18 protein-coding genes and 2 tRNA genes are annotated in these 23,153 nt (G+C 46.0%); 14 read left to right on the top strand and 6 right to left on the bottom strand.

Features of this window, described 5'->3' with window-relative positions:
- The 13 genes from GC128_RS20435 to GC128_RS20495 form a co-directional block, all read left to right on the top strand.
- A partial coding sequence (locus GC128_RS20435) for a lipase family alpha/beta hydrolase (protein WP_226812222.1) occupies nucleotides 1-1,607 on the top strand: 1,607 nt, incomplete at its 5' end.
- 113 nt (nucleotides 1,608-1,720) lie between these two features.
- Nucleotides 1,721-2,713, top strand: coding sequence for a T6SS immunity protein Tli4 family protein (locus GC128_RS20440; RefSeq protein ID WP_193216290.1), 993 nt, complete (start codon nucleotides 1,721-1,723; stop codon nucleotides 2,711-2,713).
- Nucleotides 2,714-2,805: 92 nt separating this feature from the next.
- A complete protein-coding gene (locus tag GC128_RS20445; RefSeq protein ID WP_193216291.1) occupies nucleotides 2,806-3,912 on the top strand; it encodes a T6SS immunity protein Tli4 family protein in 1,107 nt (368 codons plus the stop codon).
- A gap of 92 nt (nucleotides 3,913-4,004) precedes the next feature.
- Nucleotides 4,005-5,111, top strand: a complete 1,107-nt coding sequence (locus tag GC128_RS20450; RefSeq protein WP_193216292.1) for a T6SS immunity protein Tli4 family protein — start codon at nucleotides 4,005-4,007, stop codon at nucleotides 5,109-5,111.
- 271 nt (nucleotides 5,112-5,382) lie between these two features.
- Nucleotides 5,383-7,008 (top strand): lipase family alpha/beta hydrolase, encoded by a 1,626-nt coding sequence (locus GC128_RS20455; protein ID WP_151995839.1) that lies wholly within the window; start codon nucleotides 5,383-5,385, stop codon nucleotides 7,006-7,008.
- Between the two features lie 32 nt (nucleotides 7,009-7,040).
- Complete coding sequence (locus GC128_RS20460) at nucleotides 7,041-8,111, top strand: T6SS immunity protein Tli4 family protein (protein ID WP_151995840.1); 1,071 nt, start codon at nucleotides 7,041-7,043, stop codon at nucleotides 8,109-8,111.
- Between the two features lie 241 nt (nucleotides 8,112-8,352).
- The gene (locus GC128_RS20465) at nucleotides 8,353-10,014 is read left to right on the top strand and encodes an esterase/lipase family protein (protein WP_151995841.1); all 1,662 of its coding nucleotides are present in this window, start codon (nucleotides 8,353-8,355) and stop codon (nucleotides 10,012-10,014) included.
- Nucleotides 10,014-11,105: a T6SS immunity protein Tli4 family protein gene (locus tag GC128_RS20470; protein WP_151995842.1), complete on the top strand. Its 1,092-nt coding sequence runs from the start codon at nucleotides 10,014-10,016 to the stop codon at nucleotides 11,103-11,105. The genes GC128_RS20465 and GC128_RS20470 overlap by 1 nt, the downstream gene beginning before the upstream one ends.
- A 111-nt stretch (nucleotides 11,106-11,216) precedes the next feature.
- Nucleotides 11,217-12,980, top strand: a complete 1,764-nt coding sequence (gene tssF / locus GC128_RS20475; protein ID WP_151995843.1) for a type VI secretion system baseplate subunit TssF — start codon at nucleotides 11,217-11,219, stop codon at nucleotides 12,978-12,980.
- On the top strand, nucleotides 12,935-14,038 hold the full coding sequence (gene tssG, locus GC128_RS20480) for a type VI secretion system baseplate subunit TssG (protein WP_226812223.1): 1,104 nt from the start codon (nucleotides 12,935-12,937) through the stop codon (nucleotides 14,036-14,038). Before tssF ends, tssG begins: the two co-directional genes overlap by 46 nt.
- The gene (tssJ, locus tag GC128_RS20485) at nucleotides 14,019-14,555 is read left to right on the top strand and encodes a type VI secretion system lipoprotein TssJ (protein WP_151995913.1); all 537 of its coding nucleotides are present in this window, start codon (nucleotides 14,019-14,021) and stop codon (nucleotides 14,553-14,555) included. Before tssG ends, tssJ begins: the two co-directional genes overlap by 20 nt.
- A 1-nt stretch (nucleotide 14,556) precedes the next feature.
- On the top strand, nucleotides 14,557-15,000 hold the full coding sequence (tssE, locus tag GC128_RS20490; protein WP_151995845.1) for a type VI secretion system baseplate subunit TssE: 444 nt from the start codon (nucleotides 14,557-14,559) through the stop codon (nucleotides 14,998-15,000).
- A gap of 38 nt (nucleotides 15,001-15,038) precedes the next feature.
- Nucleotides 15,039-16,376: a VasL domain-containing protein gene (locus GC128_RS20495; RefSeq protein ID WP_151995846.1), complete on the top strand. Its 1,338-nt coding sequence runs from the start codon at nucleotides 15,039-15,041 to the stop codon at nucleotides 16,374-16,376.
- 220 nt (nucleotides 16,377-16,596) lie between these two features.
- On the opposite strand, the gene GC128_RS20500 is transcribed toward GC128_RS20495, so the two are convergent.
- From GC128_RS20500 to mdtK, 3 genes are all read right to left on the bottom strand, one after another.
- Nucleotides 16,597-16,673, bottom strand: a tRNA-Val gene (locus tag GC128_RS20500).
- A gap of 26 nt (nucleotides 16,674-16,699) precedes the next feature.
- Nucleotides 16,700-16,776, bottom strand: a tRNA-Val gene (locus tag GC128_RS20505).
- Between the two features lie 153 nt (nucleotides 16,777-16,929).
- Nucleotides 16,930-18,303 carry an MdtK family multidrug efflux MATE transporter gene (mdtK, locus tag GC128_RS20510; RefSeq protein ID WP_064511776.1) on the bottom strand — a complete coding sequence of 458 codons (1,374 nt, stop codon included), beginning with the start codon at nucleotides 18,301-18,303 and terminating at the stop codon, nucleotides 16,930-16,932.
- 350 nt (nucleotides 18,304-18,653) lie between these two features.
- Between mdtK and GC128_RS20515 the strand changes: the two genes are divergently transcribed.
- On the top strand, nucleotides 18,654-19,295 hold the full coding sequence (locus tag GC128_RS20515) for a riboflavin synthase (RefSeq protein ID WP_064511775.1): 642 nt from the start codon (nucleotides 18,654-18,656) through the stop codon (nucleotides 19,293-19,295).
- A gap of 87 nt (nucleotides 19,296-19,382) precedes the next feature.
- Here the strand turns inward: GC128_RS20515 and GC128_RS20520 are convergent, their stop codons facing one another.
- Genes GC128_RS20520 through GC128_RS20530 form a run of 3 tightly spaced genes read right to left on the bottom strand, consistent with a single transcriptional unit; the run spans nucleotide 19,383 to nucleotide 23,124 of the window.
- Nucleotides 19,383-20,306 carry a LacI family DNA-binding transcriptional regulator gene (locus GC128_RS20520; RefSeq protein ID WP_151995847.1) on the bottom strand — a complete coding sequence of 308 codons (924 nt, stop codon included), beginning with the start codon at nucleotides 20,304-20,306 and terminating at the stop codon, nucleotides 19,383-19,385.
- 56 nt (nucleotides 20,307-20,362) lie between these two features.
- Nucleotides 20,363-21,754: a glycoside hydrolase family 1 protein gene (locus GC128_RS20525; RefSeq protein WP_151995848.1), complete on the bottom strand. Its 1,392-nt coding sequence runs from the start codon at nucleotides 21,752-21,754 to the stop codon at nucleotides 20,363-20,365.
- 50 nt (nucleotides 21,755-21,804) lie between these two features.
- Nucleotides 21,805-23,124: a PTS sugar transporter subunit IIC gene (locus GC128_RS20530; protein WP_151995849.1), complete on the bottom strand. Its 1,320-nt coding sequence runs from the start codon at nucleotides 23,122-23,124 to the stop codon at nucleotides 21,805-21,807.
- Nucleotides 23,125-23,153: the final 29 nt, after the last annotated feature.

The following is a 23,153-nucleotide window of genomic DNA, read 5'->3' on the forward strand; positions in this document are numbered from 1 at the left end:
GCCAGCTACCTCAATGGGATGAGAACGGAAACGTTTTCTGGAACGGATTTTCGCTACAACAAATCTCTAAAGATGCCAAAGTTAAACTTCTTAAACCTCCGACAAAAGCGATCCCGGTAATATTTCTCCCTGGCGTAATGGGGACGAATTTAATGACTAGCGACACTACAAGTGAAGATAGTGCTATTTGGCGAGGAGATAGTGAAGTAAGTACTTATTTTGGATGGGCAACACTTGGTGGGGAAGCTCGGCGAAAACTACTAAACCCTGATAGTACACAAGTTGATGACCGCGGAAAAATCAATAACAACCTATACTCTCCCATCTCCGATGAAGGAAAGCTGTTTCCGAGCCGTAAAGAACGGAAATGGGGAGAGGCGCTGGCATTTTGTTACGGGGATTTTTTAAGCGTTTTGCAAGGTGCATTACTGGATGACTGGCAAAAAGACCTCATAAAAGGATTGCCGGATCAAGGCGGTTGTGTCGTTGGGAGTGGCACACTAAGCCAACTACTGGAAAAACCACTGGGTACCGAGGAAGCCGGTGAAGCCGTTTTAACCCGCAGCGAACTGGATCAGTTTAAGAAATTTTTATTTCCGGTGCATGTTTTTGGCTATAACTGGCTGCAGGATAACAAGCAATCAGCGGCATCACTGGCCGAGTATATTGATAAAGTGATCGAGACTTATAAACACCTTCACGGCCATGGTGTGGCAGTAGAGAAAGTCATTCTTGTAACCCATTCAATGGGGGGACTGGTTGCTCGCTATGCCTCACAACTCTTAGGCTGCCAGGATAAAATATTGGGTATCGTGCACGGAGTGATCCCCGATCTTGGCTCACCGGCAGCGTACCGACGAATGAAAATAGGGGCCAAGCAGGAAGGGGCTGCGGGCATTGTATTAGGCAAATCGGCGACCGAGTTAATGCCAGTGTTAGCCCGCGCTCCCGCACCATTGCAGTTACTGCCATCAGCCAAATATATCAATGGTGCTCCCTGGCTAACGATAAAAGGGGGGGAAGCAGATGGCAGTGATTTAAGATTACCAAAAGAAGGAAATCCATTTAAGGAAATTTATCTTAATCAGAAGGAATGGTTCCGATTGTATGAATCAGATATTATTGATAAGGATAAAGCAACTATAGAAAATAATTGGTCTGAATATAGCGATCTGATTTATAAGAAAGTAGAGCCTTTTATAAAAAAATTAGATGGTACTTACCATCCCAATACGTTTCTTTTTTATGGAAATGAAATTGGTTCCGATGGGTCACTGACGTGGAAGAAAACGTCAATCACGTATTCAAAAAACACTCTCAAAAGTGATAAAAAACTGCCTAACGATCATCGTGACGTCCCAGGGAGTTTTAATAAATCCCAACTGTATCAGCTAAAATCATCAGCCACACCCGGCGATGGTACCGTCCCGGTTGAATCATTGAGTATTATTCGTCGTTTTAGCGCAATCAAAAGTGTGCTTGCCACAAATGTGGGTCATCAGGAAGCCTATAATGTTGAGAATATGGCGGATATTATGGAGCGGCCATCAGTGCAGTTTACCCTGCGAGCTATTGCAAAAATGGTACAGGAGGTACCTTCATCATGATCTCGAAAATTAAATATAAACTGAAATTATGCATCTGCTCGCTGGTAATAGCAGGCATATTATTAATTACACAAAGCACACTGGCTTCTACATTAGTTCACAAGGATGACTCGATGACACAAACTCTGTTTTCCACAACCAAACCTCAGTGCATTGGGCGCTATCTGATTGATGTACCGGGATCATTTAATAACATCCTTAAGGATATGGTGTTTATCGATGAATTTAAAATTGAAAGCCAACGATTATATCGCCCTTCTTTTGAACAACGGATCCAATTAAGGGAGAAAGAATTATATGATTCGACTAATAAGCCGGGTAACGATTCGATAGACGGTCCTTTTCTAAAAGAAGTGATTCGACTGCCTGATGAGAAAGGGGTGATTTTTGATCGTAATGAACCCGGTACGCCAGATAGCTATCGCCAGTTGGAAGCTCATGTTTATTCGGGGATGACAGCATTTGTTATTACAGCTGATATTCGTGATTATTCTGCTCCCAAAAATAAGGAGAGAAAGAGTGAGTACTTAAGTCTGGGCTTTACAGAGGCTCAGTCAAACACCAAACCAGTCATATTATCGGCGATGAGATCATTGATTTCCAGATTAAGCGGGCGTAAAGATGACGAAATCCCTGTCGATAAAGGGGTCTGTATTCCTGATGGTTTTATTAAGGATAATGGAGGTATTCAAAAAGAAAAGTTAACATTCAGATATGTCAATGATGATTTTTCATTCGGGATGAAAATAGATAATACCATAAAAAAATCGGATGATACGTTTTTTAGTCGCAGCGATAACATCAATGAATCGGCACATTCATTAGGCAAGCAGACTATTAGAAAAAATGAGTTGTCACCCGGGGGCATACCTTCTCAAGAATGGTTGTTTCGCGGGGTGCAGTCTCTATCAGATGAAGGTGATAAAACTGCCCCTTTATATTCATTTATTTTATTTTCCAATGAATCCATTGCTGCACCTAACAAACCATGGACCAATGTAGAGTTAAGTAGTATCTATAAAAACACTCGCTACTCTGAAGCTCAGATGGTGGAAATCTGGGACAAACTGGTGAGTACAATACGCTACCGGCCCAATGCTTACTGATAAACGTGGATAATATTGCTGGCATGGTTGCTACCAGCTTTTGAGCTAACGCTACGAGCAAGTGTCAACAGGGTACAGGAGGTACCTTTTCTATGACCACCAGACGAAAATATAAAACACGATCCTTTGTAAACCTAATTACTGTGACAGTAATTATTTTTCTCACCCTTCCCACACAGGCAACTGAATTAAACAAGAAGAATAATGCCATTGCTGAAACATTATTCTCGCATACCAAACCTCAGTGTATCGGGCGTTATCTGATTGATGTGCCGGAATCGCTTAATAATAAGCTCAATGATATGGTTTTCATCGATGATTTTAGAATTGAAAGCCAGCGATTATATCAACCAGCTTTCGAACAACGGATCAAGTTAAGAGAGCAGGAATTACATGATTCAACGAATAAACCGGGTAACGATCCTATAGATGCTCCTTTTCTAAAAGAAGTAGTTCGACTGCCTGATGAGAAAGGGGTGATTTTTGATCGTAATGAACCCGGTACGCCAGATAGCTATCGCCAGTTGGAAGCTCATGTCTATTCGGGGATGACAGCATTTGTTATTACAGCTGATATTCGTGATTATTCTGCTCCCAAAAATAAGGAGAGAAAGAGTGAGTACTTAAGTCTGGGCTTTACAGAGGAGCAGTCAAACACCAAACCAGCAACGTTATCGGCGATGAGATCTTTGATTTCAAGATTAAGCGGACGCAAAGATGAAGATATCCCTGTCGATAAAGGGGTCTGTATTCCTGATGGATTTATTAAAGATAATGGTGAGACGCAGCAAGAAAAAGTGACATTCAGTTTTGAAAACATGGACTTTATTTTTGGAGTATATATGAATAACACCTATGCTGGGTCAAATAGTACATTACTAAGTCGAGGTGAGGATATTAAGGAAGAGCAGGAAAAAGCTCACTACCATACGGTTAAATATGGAGAACTACAGCCGGGGGGAATACCTGCTCAGGAGTGGCTGAGTGCAGGAATGCAAGAAAGTAACAGCATAAAAGGGAAATTCCCGGATTACGATTTTACTTTATATGCCAACGAAACTATCGCCAGCCCAACAAAACCGTGGCTTAGCGTGGAGTTCGGTAATACGGATAAGCTGAGTCAGTATTCTGAAGCTCAGATGGTGGAAATCTGGGACAAACTGGTGAGTACAATACGCTACCGGCCCAATGCTTACTGATAAACGTGGATAATATTGCTGGCATGGTTGCTACCAGCTTTTGAGCTAACGCTACGAGCAAGTGTCAACAGGGTACAGGAGGTACCTTTTCTATGACCACCAGACGAAAATATAAAACACGATCCTTTGTAAACCTAATTACTGTGACAGTAATTATTTTTCTCACCCTTCCCACACAGGCAACTGAATTAAACAAGAAGAATAATGTCATCGCACAAATATTATTCTCGCATACCAAACCGCAGTGTATTGGGCGCTATCTGATTGATGTACCGGAATCTTTTAATAACATCCTTAAGGATATGGTGTTTATCGATGAATTTAAAATTGAAAGCCAACGGTTATATCGCCCTTCTTTTGAACAACGGATCAAGTTAAGGGAGCAGGAATTATATAATCCGATACAAAATAAGAAAGGCAAGAGTAAATACCCTGCCTCTTTGAAGGAGGTAATTCATCTACCTGATGCAAATGGAGTTATTTTTGATTACAATGAATTCGGTACACCTGATACATACAGGAAATTAGAGGCACATATTTATTCCGGCATGACGGCATTTATGATTACTACTGAGATAAATGATTACTCTGATCCAAAAAATAAAGAGAGAAAGGATGAATATTTGAGTGCGGGTTTTACAGAGGCTGAAACGAACACCAAACCAGCAACGTTATCGGCGATGAAATCTTTGATTTCAAGATTAAGCGGGCGTAAAGATGACGAAATCCCTGTCGATAAAGGCGTCTGTATTCCGGATGGTTTTATTAAAGATAATAGTGAGAAGCAGAAGGAAAAAGTGACATTCAGTTTTGGAAACCCGGACTTTATTTTTGGCATGTATATGAATAACACCTATGTCGGGTCAAGTAGTACATTATTAAGTCGCGGTGAGGCCATTAAGGAAGAACAAGAAAAAGCTCACTACCATACGGTTAAATATGGAGAACTACAGCCGGGTGGAATACCTGCTCAGGAGTGGCTGAGTGCAGGAATGCAAGAAAGTAACAGCATAAAAGGGAAATTCCCAGCGTATGATTTTACTTTATATGCCAACGAAACTATCGCCAGCCCAACAAAACCGTGGCTTAGCGTGGAGTTCGGTAATACGGATAAGCTGAGTAAATACTCTGAATCTCAGATGGTTGAAATCTGGGATCGGCTGGTAAGTTCGTTGCGTTACCACCCAAATGCTTATTGAGCCACGCTAAAACATGGCACAGGAGGTGCTTAGTTATGATAACTAGACTTAAATGCAAACCACCATTCCATGCGGATGTAGCGGTAATGGAATCAACACTAGCGCCTATAAATCATGCAATAAGCACACTGTTTTCACATTCAACACCCACCGGTTTTCCGGGACGGTTCACAGGGGGGCGGATAACAGAACCTCAAGCAACCGAGTGGCATAAATGCTATTGGCCTTAATCAGGTCATCGCCTCCATCTTTTAAAATAAGGACAACGGCCATGTCAAATGACAACTTCACCTGCCACCTTCCGCAATGGGACGAAAACGGCAATGTTTTCTGGGAAGGAATATCGCTTCAGGAAGTTTCTAAAAATGCTAAATCAAAGCTCCTTAAACCACCGACAAAAGCGATTCCCGTTATATTTCTCCCCGGGGTAATGGGGACGAACTTAATGACTAATGAAGAGGGGTACGATGACGAAATTTGGCGCGGAGATAATATAGTTGACACTTATTTTGGATGGGCGACAAAAGATGGCAAGGCTCGACGTGAATTACTAAACCCTGATAGTACACAGGTCGATGATCGTGGGGATATCAACAAGACGGTATATTCCCCCATCTCGGATGAAGGGGGTATATTCCCCAGCCGCAAAGCGCGAAAATGGGGGGCGGCACTCTCTTTTTGCTATGGGTCGTTTCTGACTGTTTTGCAAGGCGCATTACTGGATGACTGGCAAAAGGATCTAATCAAACGATTACCTGATCAAGGTGGTTGTGCTTTAGGGGATGGCATACTTAGCCAACTGATAAATAACCCTGCTGCGACCAAAGAAATTGAAGGTGTTTTTTTAACAACAGACGAATGCAATCACTTTGAGAAATTTTTATTTCCGGTGCATGTATTTGGTTATAACTGGCTCGAGGATAATAAAAAGTCTGCAGAAAAACTGATTAACTATATTGATGAAGTGCTGGAGACTTATAAGCATTTGCAAGGACATGGCCTGGCGGTAGAAAAGGTCATTCTTGTGACCCATTCAATGGGAGGCTTGGTTGCACGCTATGCATCAGAGGTACTAGGTTGCAAAGATAAGATTTTGGGTATTGTCCACGGAGTCATTCCGGATCTCGGCTCACCAGCAGCGTACCGCAGAATGAAAATTGGCGCCAAACAAGAAGGGGGCGCCGGGATTGTACTGGGAAAATCAGCCACCGAGTTAATGCCAGTTTTAGCACGGGCACCTGCACCATTACAATTATTGCCATCAGCCAAATATATCAATGGTGCACCCTGGTTAACAATCGAAGGGGGAGGAACGGATGGTAGTGATTTGCGATTGCCAAAAACGGCAGATCCATTCAGTGAAATTTATCTTAATAAAACCCTGTGGTGGCGGCTTTATGAGTCTGATATCCTTGATAAGGATAGAACCAGCAGTGATAAAAACTGGTCTGAATATAATGATCTAATTCAAAATACTGTACTCCCTTTTATTGAAGAACTTGACGATGTATATCACTCCAATACTTATCTATTTTATGGAAAGAAAATTAACTCAGATGGTTCACTGGCCTGGATAAAAACATCCATTTCCTACCCTAAAAATAGCCATGAAAGTGACCACAAAATACCAAATGATTATCGCGATATTCCACTGCCTTATAATAAGTCACAGAAATACCAGCTAACCTCATCGAAGACACCCGGTGACGGAACCGTCCCGATAGAATCACTAAATATCATTCGCGCTCATAGCGGAATAAAAGGCGTGCTCGCTACCAATGTCGGTCACCAGGAAGCTTATGATGTTGAAAATATGGCAGACATTGCTAAACGCCCGGCAGTCCAGTTTACGCTGCGGGCAATTGTAAAAATGGTGCAGGAGGTACCTTCCCCTTGACAACCAGACTAAAAGCCCAAACGAAATTATGTATGAATATGCTAGTAGTTCCAGCAATATTATTTATTGTACAAATCACATCAGCAAATGCATTAACTCATAAGGACGATGTAATGATTGATACATTATTCGCACAGACCAAACCTCAGTGTATCGGGCGTTATCTTATTGATGTACCTCAGTCATTTAATAATAAACTTAAGGATATGGTTTTTATTGACGATTTTAAAATTGAAACCCAGCGGTTGTATCTACCCTCTTTTGAACAACGGACTAGGTTAAGAGAACAGGAATTAAGTGATCAGACGAAGAATAAGATAAGCAAGACTAAATACCCCTCTTCTTTGAAGGAAACAATTCGCCTATCCGATGAAAAAGGGGTTATTTTTGATTATAATGAGCTAGGCACACCAGACATATACAGGAAGCTTGAAGCGCATGTGTATTCTGGCATGACGGCATTTATTATTACAGCTAAAATTCGTGATTATTCAGATCCAAAAAACCTGAAGAAAAAAAATCAATATATAAGCCAAGGTTTTACAGAAGCTGAGGCAAACATTAAACCGGCAACATTATCGGCAATGAAGTCTTTGATTTCACGTTTAAGCGGGCGTAAGGATGAGGAAATTCCTGTTGATAAAGGTGTCTGTATACCAGATGGTTTTATCAAGGATGAAGGGGGTAAACAACAAGAAAAAGTAACATTCAGTTATGAAACTGATGACTTTATTGTTGGCGTGTATATGAATAACACCTATATAGGTTCTGAAAATACTTTGTTAAGCCGAAGCGCAGCCATTAAGGAGGAGCTGGAAGAAGCTCATCATCATACGATTAAATATGGCGAGCTACATCCCGGAGGGATACCGGCACAGGAATGGTTGAGTGGCGGAATGCAGGCAAGTAACAGCATTGACGGATTATTCCCGACGTACGATTTTACTTTATATGCTAACGAATCCATTGCCTCCCTGACAAAACCCAGGTTGAGTGTGGGACTAAGTAATACGGATAAACTGAGTAAATATTCTGAAGCTCAGATGGTGGAAATCTGGGACAAACTGGTGAGTACAATACGTTACCGACCCAATGCTTACTGATAAACGTGGATAATATTGCTGGCATGGCTGCTGCGCATGAAAGCGGGGCGAGCGGATACGGATAAATCCCACCTTCAGGGTGAAATGGAAAGCCTACTGGCGTGGTAAATCACTATTGAGCCAGTTCGGGCACTATTATTGTACGGCTAAAATAATATTATTATAAATTAATGAAATAGATGTTTTCGTGTCTTATTTATGGCAAAGGTTATATTTACTCCCACAGTAAGAAGGATAATTTATGTCACAATCTTTAAATATAATTATACCGCCACCGATTCTAGATGAGAATGGAAATTACAGTTATTCCATAGTAACCGGTGCAACTGATACAAACCTGACGGGCGTTTGTTATAAAACTCCAGATCGCATTATTCCGGTAGTATTTGTCCCTGGAGTAATGGGAACAAATCTGAAGGCGGTAAAGCAAAAATACAAAGTCCCTGGCGATTTGTGGCGTCTGGATAGCAGTAATACTCTGCTCTGGTGGCTAGGGCGAGGGGCAACCATGAGGAGAAATCTGCTTTCGCCAAACGTTACGGAAGTGGATGATGGGGGATTCATTGACCATGAAGATGAGACTGATAATGCCTTATTCCCCAGCAGACGAAACAGATACTGGGGCGAAGTTGCCTGGATGAGCTATGGTGAATTTCTTATCTGGCTACAGGGAGCATTGAATGACTTTGATTCTTGTCAGGGGGGAGTACGCGATAAATTAATCTCCGTCGATTTACAAGCTGACTGGAATGAAACCCCTTTAACGAAAGATGAAGTTGCGTTGAGCTATAAATATTTATACCCAGTTCATGCCTGTGGGTATAACTGGCTTGATTCTAATGCTGTATCTGCCGAGAGGCTGAAGAACCGAATTACGGAAATAAAAAATGATTATCTGGCAAAAGGAAAAAAGTGTGAAAAAGTAATCATTATCACCCATTCAATGGGTGGACTAGTTGCACGATATTATTCACAATATTTGAGTGGTGAACAAAATATTCTGGGTATTGTGCATGGTGTTATGCCTTCTATTGGTGCGGCGGCAACCTACACCCGAATGAAATCAGGGGCTGAAGGGAATGGTGTTGTTTCACATATGGCGACGACAGCTATGGGAAAAACAGAAACCGATAGTATTACTAACGCAATTGGAGCCAAAATTCTCGGAGAAAATGCTGCCGAAATGACCGCTGTTTTGTCTCAGTCGCCTGGACCTTTACAGTTATTACCCAGTGTTGAATATGGAATGCATTGGTTAAAGTTCAAAGCCGGGAACCAAATATGCAGCAAACCAGAAACCGAACCCTTTGAAGATATCTATTCAGTACGGGGGAAATGGTGGAGCTTATGTGAAGACCATTTAATTAATCCAAATAACACGACACATAATAAAATTCAGATGGATAAAGATTGGGAGTCGTATTTCTCTATATTGACTGAAAAAGTGCAACCGGTTATTAACGATTTACAAAGTAAGTATCATAAAAACACTTATGCATTTTACAGTGGTGGTGATTCATTTCTTTCTTATGGAGATGTGAAATGGCATGCGGCATCACCTTTAGTAGAAACTAAAGAGCACATGGATTATATATTGGATGCACCATTAGCTGTACTTACTGATATATCTTATACCCGCCAGACTAGTGGGGTTGTTGCTTATAATCAAGAGTCAATCCATTTTTTGAATACATTCCAGATGTCACTACCGGAAGAACCAGGAGATGGTACTGTTCCGTTCCGTTCAGGACATATTCCGTTTGATTACCTTAAATCTTGTCTGGAGGTATCGGTTGGTCATGAACCTGCCTATAAGGATAGCGAGAAGGCCAGGAATTTTGTATTACGCGCAGTGGTTAAAATAACACAGTCAATAAATGAAACTTCACTGGCATATAAATAATGAGAATAAAATTACAGGCTGCCATTGTTGGTACAGTTATGCTGGTAGGTAGTGCGTATTATACCTGGCATACCTTGACAGAAAAACAACAGAAAACCGTGGTTCTGGATACTCAGGAGAAAAGAGCAGTGGATACAATACTAAAAAATAGAAAAACATACTGTATTGGTAATTATAATATTGAACTGCCTGATGGTATGGTGCTGGATGAAAAAACAAAACCCGTTGTTCGTTTTGATGGCAGTACTCTTACCAGTAAACGTATGTATTATCCTGCTTTTGAGCAGCGAATCCGGCTGCGCGAGAATGAGCTTAAACAAACCAGTCCGATAGATCCTAATAATGGTGATTACCTGAAAGCAATACACCCACTTGGAAGTGGTATGAAAGGTATTGTTTTTGAAAGAATGGAATCTGTTTCGGTACCTGACTCTGCCAGAATTCTGGAGGCGCATTTTTACAAAGATAACACAGCTTTTTTGTTAGAGATGAATGGCCGGAATGGAGAAAGCACCCGTTATGATAAATACAGAAATGAATACCCTGCACTATATGCCAATAATATTCCTAAAAAGCTGATTGAATTAAATAATCTCATAGCTCATATTCATGGGCGCGATGATGGGCTACCTAATTCATTCTCTGGTTTATGTATCCCAAATGGTTTCCTGGATATATCAGTGCTGAGTGGTGTCCAACAAGATATCGTGGTTAATCTGGCATCAAATGACAACCCTCAGTTGTCTGTAACCCTTGAGTCCAGAAACTATGATCCTGATAGTGAAAGTTTGCTTTCATTCAGGCGTTACGCTGAATCTTCCATTCATGATAATGGTGGGTATGTTATCAGAAAAGGGGAGAAGGATATTAGTAATCTACATGTACAAGAATGGCTGGCTAAAAGTAACAATCATGAAAAGAAAGAGGAATTTGATTTTTATTTTCTTATTAATGGTCAGCAGGCATCAGAGAGTAAACCTGTTTTATTTTTAAATTTGAAATGGGAACAAAAAGGAACCAATGAAAATATAACGGACGCCGGGATTTTGGCGGTCTGGGATGAGATAATAAAAACCATCAAACTACACTGATGTTTCCAGTTTGGAAGACTTTTGAACTATATGCTTCATAGACATCTATAACTGATCTTTATTTTTTAATTGGTTAGACAGCCGTCATAGCGTTTATTTAAGAGTGCACATATGAAAGACCAAACCCTGCGTTATTACGATGCCGAAATGCGCTATCTGCGCGATGCGGCAAAAGAATTTGCACAAACTCACCCTGACAGGGCAGCAATGCTCGATCTCGATAAGCCCGGTATTCCCGATCCTTACGTTGAGCGCCTGTTCGAAGGTTTCGCCTTCTCAATGGGGCGGCTGCGCGAAAAAATTGATGACGACCTTCCGGAACTTACCGAAGGGTTGGTGAGCATGTTGTGGCCCCATTATCTGCGTACCATTCCATCGCTTGCGATTGTGGCGCTCACACCAGATGTTCCGGCGATGAAAATGGCCGAAACGGTACCTGTTGGTATGGAAGTTTATTCTCGACCAGTTGGGCCGAAGAAAACCGTCTGCCAGTACCGCACCACGCGCGATATGGTGTTGAACCCGCTTGAAGTTTCAAAAGTGGTGATGACAACGGAACCTGATGGACGCTCTGTGTTACGCCTGCGTCTCGCATGCAGCACGCAGGCTGACTGGGCACAGGTGGATTTGAAGCGTCTGTGTTTCTATCTGTCGGGTGAAGCGGCGGTAAGTAGCGCGTTACATCTGGCGCTAACTCGTCGGCAGGCGGCATTTTATTTGCGCCTGCCTAATCAGACAGGTCGCATAAAAGTGGATGGCTGGTTTTCACCCGGCGGATTTGCCGATGAAGACTTACTGTGGCCAAAAGGGGAAAGCGCATTCAGTGGGTATCAGCTACTGCTGGAGTATTTCACCTTCCGCGAGAAGTTTATGTTTGTGCATCTCAATGGTCTGGAAACCGTGACATTGCCTGCCGGAATCACGCATCTGGATATCGAAGTGGTGTTAAACAGTCAGTGGCCGAGCGATTTACCGGTGACGGATGATGCCCTGATGCTGCACTGCGTGCCGGTGGTAAACCTGTTCTCACTTGAAGCGGACCCGTTGATTATCAACGGTCTGGAAAATGAATACCTGTTGCGTCCACGCCGCCTGCAGGACGGGCATACTGAGATTTACTCCGTGGATTCCGTGACCGGTTCAAACCGAACATCGGACGCAACTTATGTCCCGTTTACCAGTTTCCGCCATCGGGGGGGAATGCAGCGCCGCCATGCACCGGAGCGTTACTTCCATACTCGTGTGAGGCGAGGTGTTACCGGGTTGCATGACACATGGCTTATTCTCGGCGGTGAGATGTGGGAAGCAGATAAACTGATTTCCCGCGAACCTGTCTCGCTAAAAATCACCGGCACCAATGGCCAGTTACCGCGTAAAGCACTTCAGAGCACATTGCTTGATCGTTGCGAGGTCGTACTGCAAACACCGCTGAAAGTTCGCAATCTCTGTAAACCAACTTTGCCGTCGTATCCTCCCGCTGAAGACAGTTTCCAGTGGCGTGTGCTGAGTCATCTGGGTTCGAGTTATCTGAACCTGATGAGCAGCGCTGAAGTGTTGCGTGGCACGCTAGAGTTGTACAACTGGCAGGGCGATGAACTCAATAACCGCCGTCTGGACGCCATTCTTGAAGTTCAGCATCACCAGATTCAGCGTTTTGAAAAAGGCTTCTTGCTACGCGGTCTTGATATCGAAGTGACGCTGGATAGCAATGGCTTTACAGGTGAGGGTGATATCCACCTGTTTGGTGAAATGCTCAACCGCTTCCTTGCACTGTATGCCGATATTCACCTGTTTAATCAGCTCACCCTTATTGTCCAGCCTGCCGGGAAATGTATCCGATGGAACGAGAATCACAACCAGCGTCTGCCCGGTTAATCGCACAGCTCCAGGATAAACTGCCCTATACCCAGTTTTATCGTTTTTGCCAGCTACTGGAGCGCAGCCAGCCTGAAGCGCCAGCCCTGGGAAGCCACTGGGAGGTTAAACATGACCCGGTGCGTTTTCGTCCTCATCCGGGCATGGGGTTTCCGGCCAGTGAATTTAAGCGAGTGGAAATACCGGAACAAGCGCATCTACCGCCTACTATCCGCACCACTTTTATGGGGCTGTATGGTGTGGAGTCACCGCTGCCTACTGCCTATATCGACGATATTACTCAGCGCCGCGATGGACATGAGGCGGTCAGCGATTTTCTGGATATTTTTAATCACCGGTTAATCACCCAACACTACCGCATCTGGCGTAAATACTCTTATCCGGCCACCTTCGCTCCTGGTGGTACGGACAGAACATCTCGCTATCTACTGAGTTTGTGCGGCCTGGGAATTAAAGGCTGCGCGGGGAATATCGCCACGCCTGTTTCTCGTTTTCTTGCGCTGACCGGCATGATGCGTTTGCCGACCCGTACCAGCGAAGGGATTATCGCGCTTGTGCAGTTATTGGCTCCGGATACCAAAGCGCGTGTAATTGCTCATGATCGCTGCCGTATTCCGCTGCGTAAGCAGCTTGCAATGAGTGCGCGTAATCCTGTCAGTATGAGCAACAGCCCGGTTATGGGCAGCCACGCGCTTGATGTGAATAGCCAGGTGCTACTGAGACTGCAGACAAACAATGCCGACGAAGCCCATGAATGGCTGCCAGGCGGGCAACTGTACACAGATTTGCAGGCACTGTTGCAGGTCTATCTTGGCTCGCGGCTAAATGTGCGTTTTCAGCTTTCGGTGCTGCGCAGTTTGCTGCCGGATGCACAACTCTCCTGCCAGCCACAGCACAGTGGCGTACTGCTCGGCAGAACTGCGGTGATGCGCGCAGCGCGTGACATCACAACGCATCATAAAGATGAACTGATCACTATTAACCTGGGTCGCTATCAGCGCGTTCAGGAAAACCTTAACCGGAGGGATACCGATGAGCATGGCGATTATCGCTGGTAAAAAATATGGCGTGCTACTTCCGCTGGCAATAGTTGCCACCTTGAGTGGCTGTGGCCTGACTCAGAAAGTGAGCGATAGCACTGTGGCTATGACGAAATCCATTTTTTATAAGCAGGTAAAAATGCTGCATCTGGATATCACAGCGCGTGACGCGATCAACAACAACGCAGGTGGCGCACCGTTGGCCATGGTGGTGCGTATCTATCAGTTAAAAGACCGCAAGGTTTTTGATGGTACGGATTATCCGTCGCTATTTGCTGACGACAGCCAGGCGATTAAGGCTGATTTAATCACCGAAAAGGATATCCGTATTCGCCCGGGAGCGGCTGTAACTATTGATGTGCCGCTGGATGAGAAAGCTCAGTTTGTAGCGGTGGCGGGGATGTTCCTGGCTCCGGATTTTACCAACGACACCTGGCGTGTGGTATTAAGCCGCGATGACCTGGACCCGGAAAACGCGCGCCAGATTGAGCTGAATAACCAGGGTATGACACTGACCGCGTTGAAGGATAAATAATATGGCGCAGCCTTCGCTTTATGAAATGCTCACGGGGAACTTCACCGGTGGTCTTGAGCTCCATCAGGTCAGCGAGCAAAACCAGGTCATTCTCTCGGTACTCGACAATATGCAGCGCATTCTCAATGCCCGCCAGGGGACATTAAGCCACTTGCCGGATTATGGTCTGCCAGATATGAGCAAAATTCTGCAGGGTTTGCCGGGGACCGCGCACCAGTTGATGAACACACTTTCCAGCGTGCTGTTGAAATACGAGCCACGTCTAAAAAGCCTGACGATTACGCTGCTTGAGCAAAAAATGCCGGGTGAACTGGCTTATGCCATTGATGCTGAGTTGAAGGGTATTGGTCTGGTGCGCTATGGCACTGATTTTATGCCGGAAGGGCGGGTGCTTATCCGCCATCTTAAACAGCAGAACTACCTCAATACCACTACCCGGATGTAGTGGGTTCGTTCTCTTTTCCTCTTCTCAAGAATAAAACCATGAATGATAAAAACCCACACACGCTGAAAACCGGCGGCGACCCGCGTGGGCTTGCCGATTTTGCGGCACTGCGCGAAGAACTGAGCAAACTTACTCATCCGGCTCGGCCGGATGTGAACTGGCAGCTTGTGGAAACGTTGTGCCTGAATTTGTTTGAGCGTAACGGCGTAGACCTTCAGACGGCGGCCTGGTACACCCAGGCGCGCACTCGTCTTGCTGGGCTTTATGGGCTAAATGAAGGACTGGCGATAGTGGTGGCGCTGATTACCCACCAGTGGGGCGCAATATGGCCGCAAGCCACGCATGCACGGATGGAAGTTCTCAGCGGTTTAAGCCAAAGAGTGCAGCAGATGGTTCGTAGTTTTACGTTGGAATATGCTGATCTCGGCGAGCTTTATCAGGCAGAAAAACACCTCGCAAATCTGGGTGATGTGCTGCAACGCCTGGAGCTAAAACATTTAAGCCAGATGGACGTATTACGTAACCAGTTACAGGCGGCGGCCATACGGCTGGAAAATAGTGATGTTAAAGCAGGTAACAACGACGCGACTACTACAGGTATTGTCCTGCCAGCGAACACTTGTGCAACGACAGCAAGTAACAGTTCGCGCACAACATGGGTGTACGTTGCTCAGGCAGAGCCGCAAGCGAAGGGCGAAACCGTGAGTATTTCTGTGCCGGTAAAACCGTGGAAGCCATTTATTTCTGGGGTCGTCACTATGCTGGTGGTCGGTGGGATGTCGCTGTACGGTTGGAATTATATGCATCGACAAGATCCTGAATTGGCTCAGTTACAGGCATCTATCGCGCCATGGCCAGCAGCTCTTTCGGCCGGGAAAATCCAAAGTTTACAGCAGAAGAAACCCGAATGGCTTAGCGATAACGCTTATCCCGAGGCGGTAGAGCAGCGATTGAAACAGCTCACTATGCTCCAACCAGACTGGGCGCTGAATTATGGTAATCAGCTCGTTGGGCAGGTAAAGGCATTGTGGCCAAAAACACCGCTTGCGCTGCAAATATCCTCACGCTGGCAGCAGCAATTAAAGGAGTCAGCACTGCCGCCGGAAAAAATGAATGACTGGCATCAGGGAATGGAGCAACTCCAGCAACTCGCTAGCCGCCTGAACGGATTGGACGAGCAGCATGGCAAATACATGACGGTCAGTGAGCTTAAGACGATGGTGTTTGGCATCCAACAGTCGTTCAACAAAACGATTCCTGTGGAAGAGCAGTTACGGCAGCTTGATGAGACTCCATCACAGGCATTGACTACTCAGACTGATATGCATCTGAATCAGCTGCTCAACCGCTACGTGCTGATTAAACAAAAAGGGTAGCCCAATGAGGCTATCTTTCGGCTCCAGCCTCATTTAGTCATCTTGTGAATGTTGCCTGGAGCATTAGTAACACATTGTCTTTATTGCTCTGGTAAGCAACAAAAATCAGAGATACTAAGAAAAGAGTTTTAATAGGAATTGAGTAGAGCAGTCGAAATATAGCTGGATTAGTTAGGGTTTTATGACCGGAGAGATAAAGCTTTGAATGTTTCTTTATGAATGGTGCGTCCGAGTGGACTCGAACCACCGACCCCCACCATGTCAAGGTGGTGCTCTAACCAACTGAGCTACGGACGCACTATTTGTTGCGGTAAAACTTATAATGGTGCGTCCGAGTGGACTCGAACCACCGACCCCTACCATGTCAAGGTAGTGCTCTAACCAACTGAGCTACGGACGCACTGTGTTGTCTGTGACAACGGGGACGAATATTAGCGGCAGCCCCCGAGCCTTGCAAGCTTTAAACCGCAATTTTCTTCCATATTTCACTCGTTTGCTGCGCATCTGTGCAACCCGCTGGAAAAATAGCCGCCAAAGCGGCGGCTATTCGGGTTTATCGTGCGGCGCGCTGCAAAATAGTGATTGAAGGCTGACGTTGCAACCAACGCATCCGCAGCATCATCATAATCGCAGCAGACGTCAGACCGATGATAAAACCGGTCCAGAATCCTGCTGGCCCCATCGGTTCAACAACCCAATCAGTGAGTGCAAGAATATAGCCGCTTGGCAATCCCAGCACCCAGTAGGCGATAAACGTTATAAAGAAAATGGAGCGTGTATCTTTATAACCACGTAGCACACCGCTGCCGATAACCTGCACGGAATCGGAAAGCTGGTAAACCGCCGCCAGTAACATCAGGTGCGCCGCCAGCGCGACAACTTCCGGATTGCTGTTGTAGAGCAGGGCGATGTGCTCACGCATCACGATGGTGAAGATAGCAGTGAGGGTTGCCATGCACATACCAACACCAATGCCTGTCCAGGCGGCGGTTTGCGCATCGAGTGTTGAACCCTGGCCCAGACGGAAGCCCACGCGGATAGTGACTGCCGCTGAAAGCGACATCGGCAAAACGAACATCAGCGAGCTGAAGTTCAGGGCTATCTGGTGACCTGCAACGTCAACAATCCCCAATGGTGCGACCAGCAGTGCGACAACCGCAAACAGTGTCACTTCAAAGAACAGAGCCAGGGCAATCGGCAGGCCTAGTTGGGTCAGGCGATATATAACTTTCCAGTCGGGCTTGATAAAGCCTTTTGGCAATTTTAAATCGCGCATTGAGCGTGCTTTTCGCACATAAGAAATCATGAAGAAAAACATCACCCAATACACCGCAGCAGTTGCTACACCGCAACCTACACCGCCAAGTTCTGGCATGCCAAAGTGGCCGTAAATAAAGATGTAGTTGACCGGAATATTGACCAACAGACCAATAAAGCCCATCACCATACCGGGTTTGGTTTTTGCCAGTCCTTCACATTGGTTACGTGCCACTTGGAAGAACAAATAACCCGGGACGCCCCACAGCAGCGCGCGTAAATAACCCACGGCTTTATCGGCAAGTTCTGGGTCGATATTTTTCATCGCATGAATGATATGGCCCGCATTCCACAGGACAATCATGATCAGCGCCGAGACAAATCCCGCCAACCAGAAGCCCTGGCGAATCTGGTGAGCAATACGCTCACGACGGCCTGAACCGTTGAGTTGCGCGACGGTTGGCGTCAGCGCCATTAACAAGCCATGACCAAAGAGAATGGCGGGTAGCCAGATGGATGTACCGATTGCCACAGCGGCCATATCGGTTGCGCTGTAGCCACCGGCCATCACGGTATCGACAAAACCCATTGAGGTTTGTGCAATCTGCGCGAGGATCACGGGTATCGCCAGTGCGAGTAACTGGCGGGCTTCAACTATGTACTTCTGCATTTGAACACCTGAATATTTTTAGTTATTAGAAAGACAGCAAGACCGCCAGAAATGGCAGAAAAATAGGAATCGCAGGGGAATTAGCCTGACTATTGTAGCGGCAGAAAACGAATACGCCAGCCAAATAATGGTGGGGTAGTGCGGATAGCTGGTAAGCATTTTTTCCAACTGTTAAAGTGTTGCGTTATCTATTATACCCGTCATCCTTCGAGCTACAGGGGTGTTGGCTGCACTCACAAACCCCAGTCACTTACTCAAGTAAGCTCCTGGGATTTGCTCCCTGGCCGCCTACCTGTAACTGGAATGCTAACGGGTATGTTCAATACCATTTAATTACCAGGAGCTTTACGATGTTTACAGGTATTGTGCAGGGCACTGCAACCCTGGTCTCCATTGATGAGAAACCTAACTTCCGTACGCACGTCATTGAAATGCCCGATGCGATGTTACCTGGCCTTGAAACAGGGGCGTCGGTTGCGCACAACGGCTGTTGTTTGACTGTCACAGAAATCAATGGCAACCACGTCAGCTTTGATCTTATGAAAGAGACGCTGCGCATCACCAATCTCGGCGAGCTAGTGGTGGGCGACAGTGTCAACGTTGAACGCGCTGCCAAATTTAATGATGAAATCGGCGGGCATCTTATGTCCGGTCATATTATGACCACCGCCGAAGTGGCGAAAATTTTGACCTCAGAAAATAACCGCCAAATCTGGTTTAAAATGCGCGATAAAACGTTGATGAAATATATCCTGCATAAAGGATATATCGGCATTGATGGTATTAGCCTGACGGTGGGTGAAGTGACAGCATCGCGTTTCTGCGTGCATTTAATTCCTGAAACGCTTGAGCGCACCACGCTTGGCAGCAAGAAACTTGGCAATCGTATTAATATCGAAATTGACCCGCAAACCCAGGCAATTGTAGATACCGTTGAGCGCGTGCTGGCGCAGCGTGAAGCGACTTTGGATGCATTACTACCGAAGGCGTGAGGTTGAAACGGTGGATGATGCCTACGGCTTATCCACCCTACAGTTTCGAGCGTTAGGTCGGATTAGCGTAAGCGACATCCGACTGTATTAAGCAATCAACAAACTTCCGCGCACCAAATCACTGGTATGCCGTTCACCAAGCAACAACTCTACCGCCCGACGGGCAATACTCTCCAGTGGATATTTAATTGCGGGAATAGCATTCGAACCAGGCATTCGGGTTGAGCCGTCAAGACTGAACACCATCACCTGCTCAGGTACTTTTAACTGGTATTGATTGAGCATCATCACTGCTTCTTGCGCCTGCGTATCATCGGTGACCAGCAGCGCAGAAAACTTCACTCCACGGTTTATCAAGCGTTGTAGTGCAATGCGCACCGATGATTCATCGTCAATTACCAGTTGGCGGTTGAAGGGCACCACATGGTTGTGAAGCGCCTGATGATAACCTTCAAGTGTGAGCGCTGCCGCTTCACCACTGGCAAAGTTAATCAAAGCGATTTGTCGCCGCTTTTGATTACATAAATAATGCACTGCCGTTTCGGCAGCAAAAATATGGTCACACTGGATACTGAGGTTATGTGAGCCGCTTAGGCAATCAATCAACATGATTTCGTCATCAAGTTCCGGTAACGGAAAACGAGCGCCCACCACCACCAATGCATCACATAACCCATTTGAAAGCTCCTGAGCTGCAAGGGCCACACTGTCATGGTCATTGGCAAAGCGTAACAGCAAATGTTTCTGATGCTGATTAAGCTGTTTCTCAAGTGCCTGTAGATAACCAGTTGACTGCTGAATATGTTCGGTTGCGCAGATAACGCCAATGCAATTAGTTGACTGGGAACTCAAAGATTGAGCGATAGCATTCGGCTTGTAGTTAAGTATTTCCGCCGCGCGTAAAACGGCCTGGCGACTCTCTTCTTTCACGCCGCGACTGCCGCTTAAAACACGCGAAACGGTTGCTTTAGAAACCTGCGCCAGGCGTGCTACATCATTAATATTCGACATGGTGTGAGTTTCCTGCTTCTCAGCCAGAAACGGGCCTTGCGGCCCGTATGCTGAGATTACGTACGATCGTTAAAGCCATTTTCTGCGGCGGTTGCTCTGTACCACTCGCCGCTTTTCTTGATGGTGCGTTGCTGAGTCTCAAGGTTTAATGAGACAAAACCGTAACGGTTTTTATAGGCGTTGCACCAGGACCAGTTATCAATAAACGTCCACATGTGATAACCGAGGCAATTGCTGCCTTCGCTGATGCCTTTATGCAGCCATTTCAAGTGATCGCTCACGAAATCAATGCGGTAATCATCCTGAATCTGGCCGTTTTCGTCGAAGCGCTGTTCGTTTTCAACGCCCATGCCATTCTCGGAAATGTAGCAATTTGGGTTGCCGTAATTTTCACGCAGGTTGGTGAGAATGTCGTAAATCCCTTGCTCGTAGATTTCCCAGCCGCGATACGGATTCATTTTGCGGCCTGGCATTTCGTAGGACTCGAAGAACCACTCTGGCATAAACGGACTGTCAGGGTTTACCAGTGAATCGCGGCATTTGATGCGGCGCGGCTGGTAGTAGTTGATACCGAGTAAATCGACGACACCTGCCGCCAACAACTCTTTGTCACCAGGATGGCATTCAGGCAATTGGCCATGCTCTTTCAATAAGGCCACCAACTCTTGCGGATATTCACCACGCAAAGCAGGGTCAAGGAAGCTGCGGTTAAACATCAGGTCAGCAATGTTTGCAGCTTTCACATCCGCAGGGTTTTGCGAACGCGGGTAAGAAGGGGTGAGGTTCAGGATAATACCGATTTCGCCGCCGTCATTACGCTCGTGATAAGCCTTTACCGCCAGAGAGTGGGCGATCATGGTGTGGTAGGCAACGGTGGCTGCACGTTTGAAATCCACCACGTTCGGGTAATGGAAGTCGTACAGATAGCCGCCTTCGACGGGTACAACTGGCTCATTGAAAGTGAACCAATGCTTCACGCGGTCGCCAAACAGCTCGAAACAAACATTCGCAAATTCAGCATAAGCCGTGACAACGTCACGGTTTTCCCAGCCGCCTTGCTGCTGCATTACCATCGGCATATCAAAGTGGAACAGGTTGATAAATGGCTTAATTCCCTGCGCCAACAGTTCGTCAATAACTTGATTATAGAAGGTCACAGCTTCCTGATTTACCGCACCGCGCCCTTCAGGGATCAGGCGTGCCCAGGAAATTGAGGTACGGAAAGTATTGTGATTCAGCTCTTTCAGCAGGGCGATATCTTGCTTCCAGTTCTTATAGAACGTGGAGGTGTCTGCCGGGCCTACGCCGTTATGAAAACGGGTCGGTTGTTCTTTAAACCACTGATCCCAAATGGTGGCTGACTTGCCAAAAGAGAGCGTTTCACCTTCAGTTTGCGGTGCTGAACTGGCGCTGCCCCACCAAAAATTATCAGGAAATACGTATTTCATTTTCGTTCCTCGTTTGACGTGCCTGCCATCCGGGCAGGCAATAAAAAATATCAGTTTGCTGTAATCGGGCTGTTACTTTCCTGCGCATTACGATCTTCATCCTGTTTCAGCAGGGTGCGCTCATAAGCCTTCAGGAATGGGTAATACATCACAGCCGACATGACCATACAAATCAGGCACATGATTACGGGACTTACCGCCCAGTTTGCGGCCCATGAAGCACCAATTGGCGCCGGTGTGGTCCATGGTGTCAGCGAGACAACCTGTGCAACCCAGCCTAATTTGGTGGCGATATAAGCAAGTGTTGCGTTAATCATCGGCACTAAAGTAAACGGCAGGAAGAACATCGGGTTCATGATGATTGGCGTGCCGAACAGAATCGGCTCGTTGATATTAAAGAAGCTTGGCACCACGCCCATTTTGCCGATGGTGCGCAGGTGAATCGCACGACTACGTAATAGCAAGAACGCCAGTGGCAGCGTTGACCCCACACCGCCAATCAACAGATAGTGGTCCCAGAAACCTTGCAAATAGATATGCGGCAGAACATTGCCCGCAGCCAGAGCGGTCTGGTTAGCTGAAAGGTTCGCCATCCAGAACGGGTTCATAATCCCGGTAACAATAAGCGCGCCGTGAATACCAGCGAACCACAAAATCTGGCAAATAAAGACGGAAATCAAAATCGCCGGCAGCGAGTCGGATGCGGATACTAACGGCGCCAGCAGATGCATGATCGCTTCGGGAATAATCATCCCTGTGGTGGACTCAATAAATAAATTTAGCGGGTGCAGGGTGGCAACAATCACCACAACCGGAATCAGAATTTCAAATGAGCGCGCAACGCCTGTCGGCACTTCTTTCGGCAAACGGATGGTGATGTTGTGGCGTTTTAAGAACGCGTACATTTCGCTGGCGTAAATCGCCGTGATCAGCGCGGTGAAAATGCCCTGGCCAGAGAAGTACTGCGTTGAAATCTGCCCGTCTTTATACGGTGCGGCGACCAGTAAAAAGGCCATAAACGCCAGTAAGCCGGTCATTATCGGGTCGAGCTTATAGTGCTTCCCGAGACTTGCGCCGATACCGACAGAAATAAAGAACGTCATCACCCCCATGCTGAGGTTAAACGGCAACATCAACTGTTCACGATAGGTGAGAGAGAAATTCAGCCATGATCGCGCGAAACTCCAACTGCTGTCTGGCGAGAACGGCGGGAAGATAAACACTAACAAGAATGAACCGATGATCATAAACGGAAGGGCGGAGATAAAACCGTCGCGAATAGCGATGACATGGCGCTGAGAGCCCATTGCTCCTGCCATTGGCGTGACTTTTTGCTCAATCACATTGACCATTTTTTGGTACATGCTCATGGCGGTATCCTTGCTATTGTTTTTTGGAA

Origin of the sequence: Buttiauxella massiliensis (assembly GCF_902500225.1) — a bacterium.
Taxonomy (GTDB): domain Bacteria; phylum Pseudomonadota; class Gammaproteobacteria; order Enterobacterales; family Enterobacteriaceae; genus Buttiauxella; species Buttiauxella massiliensis.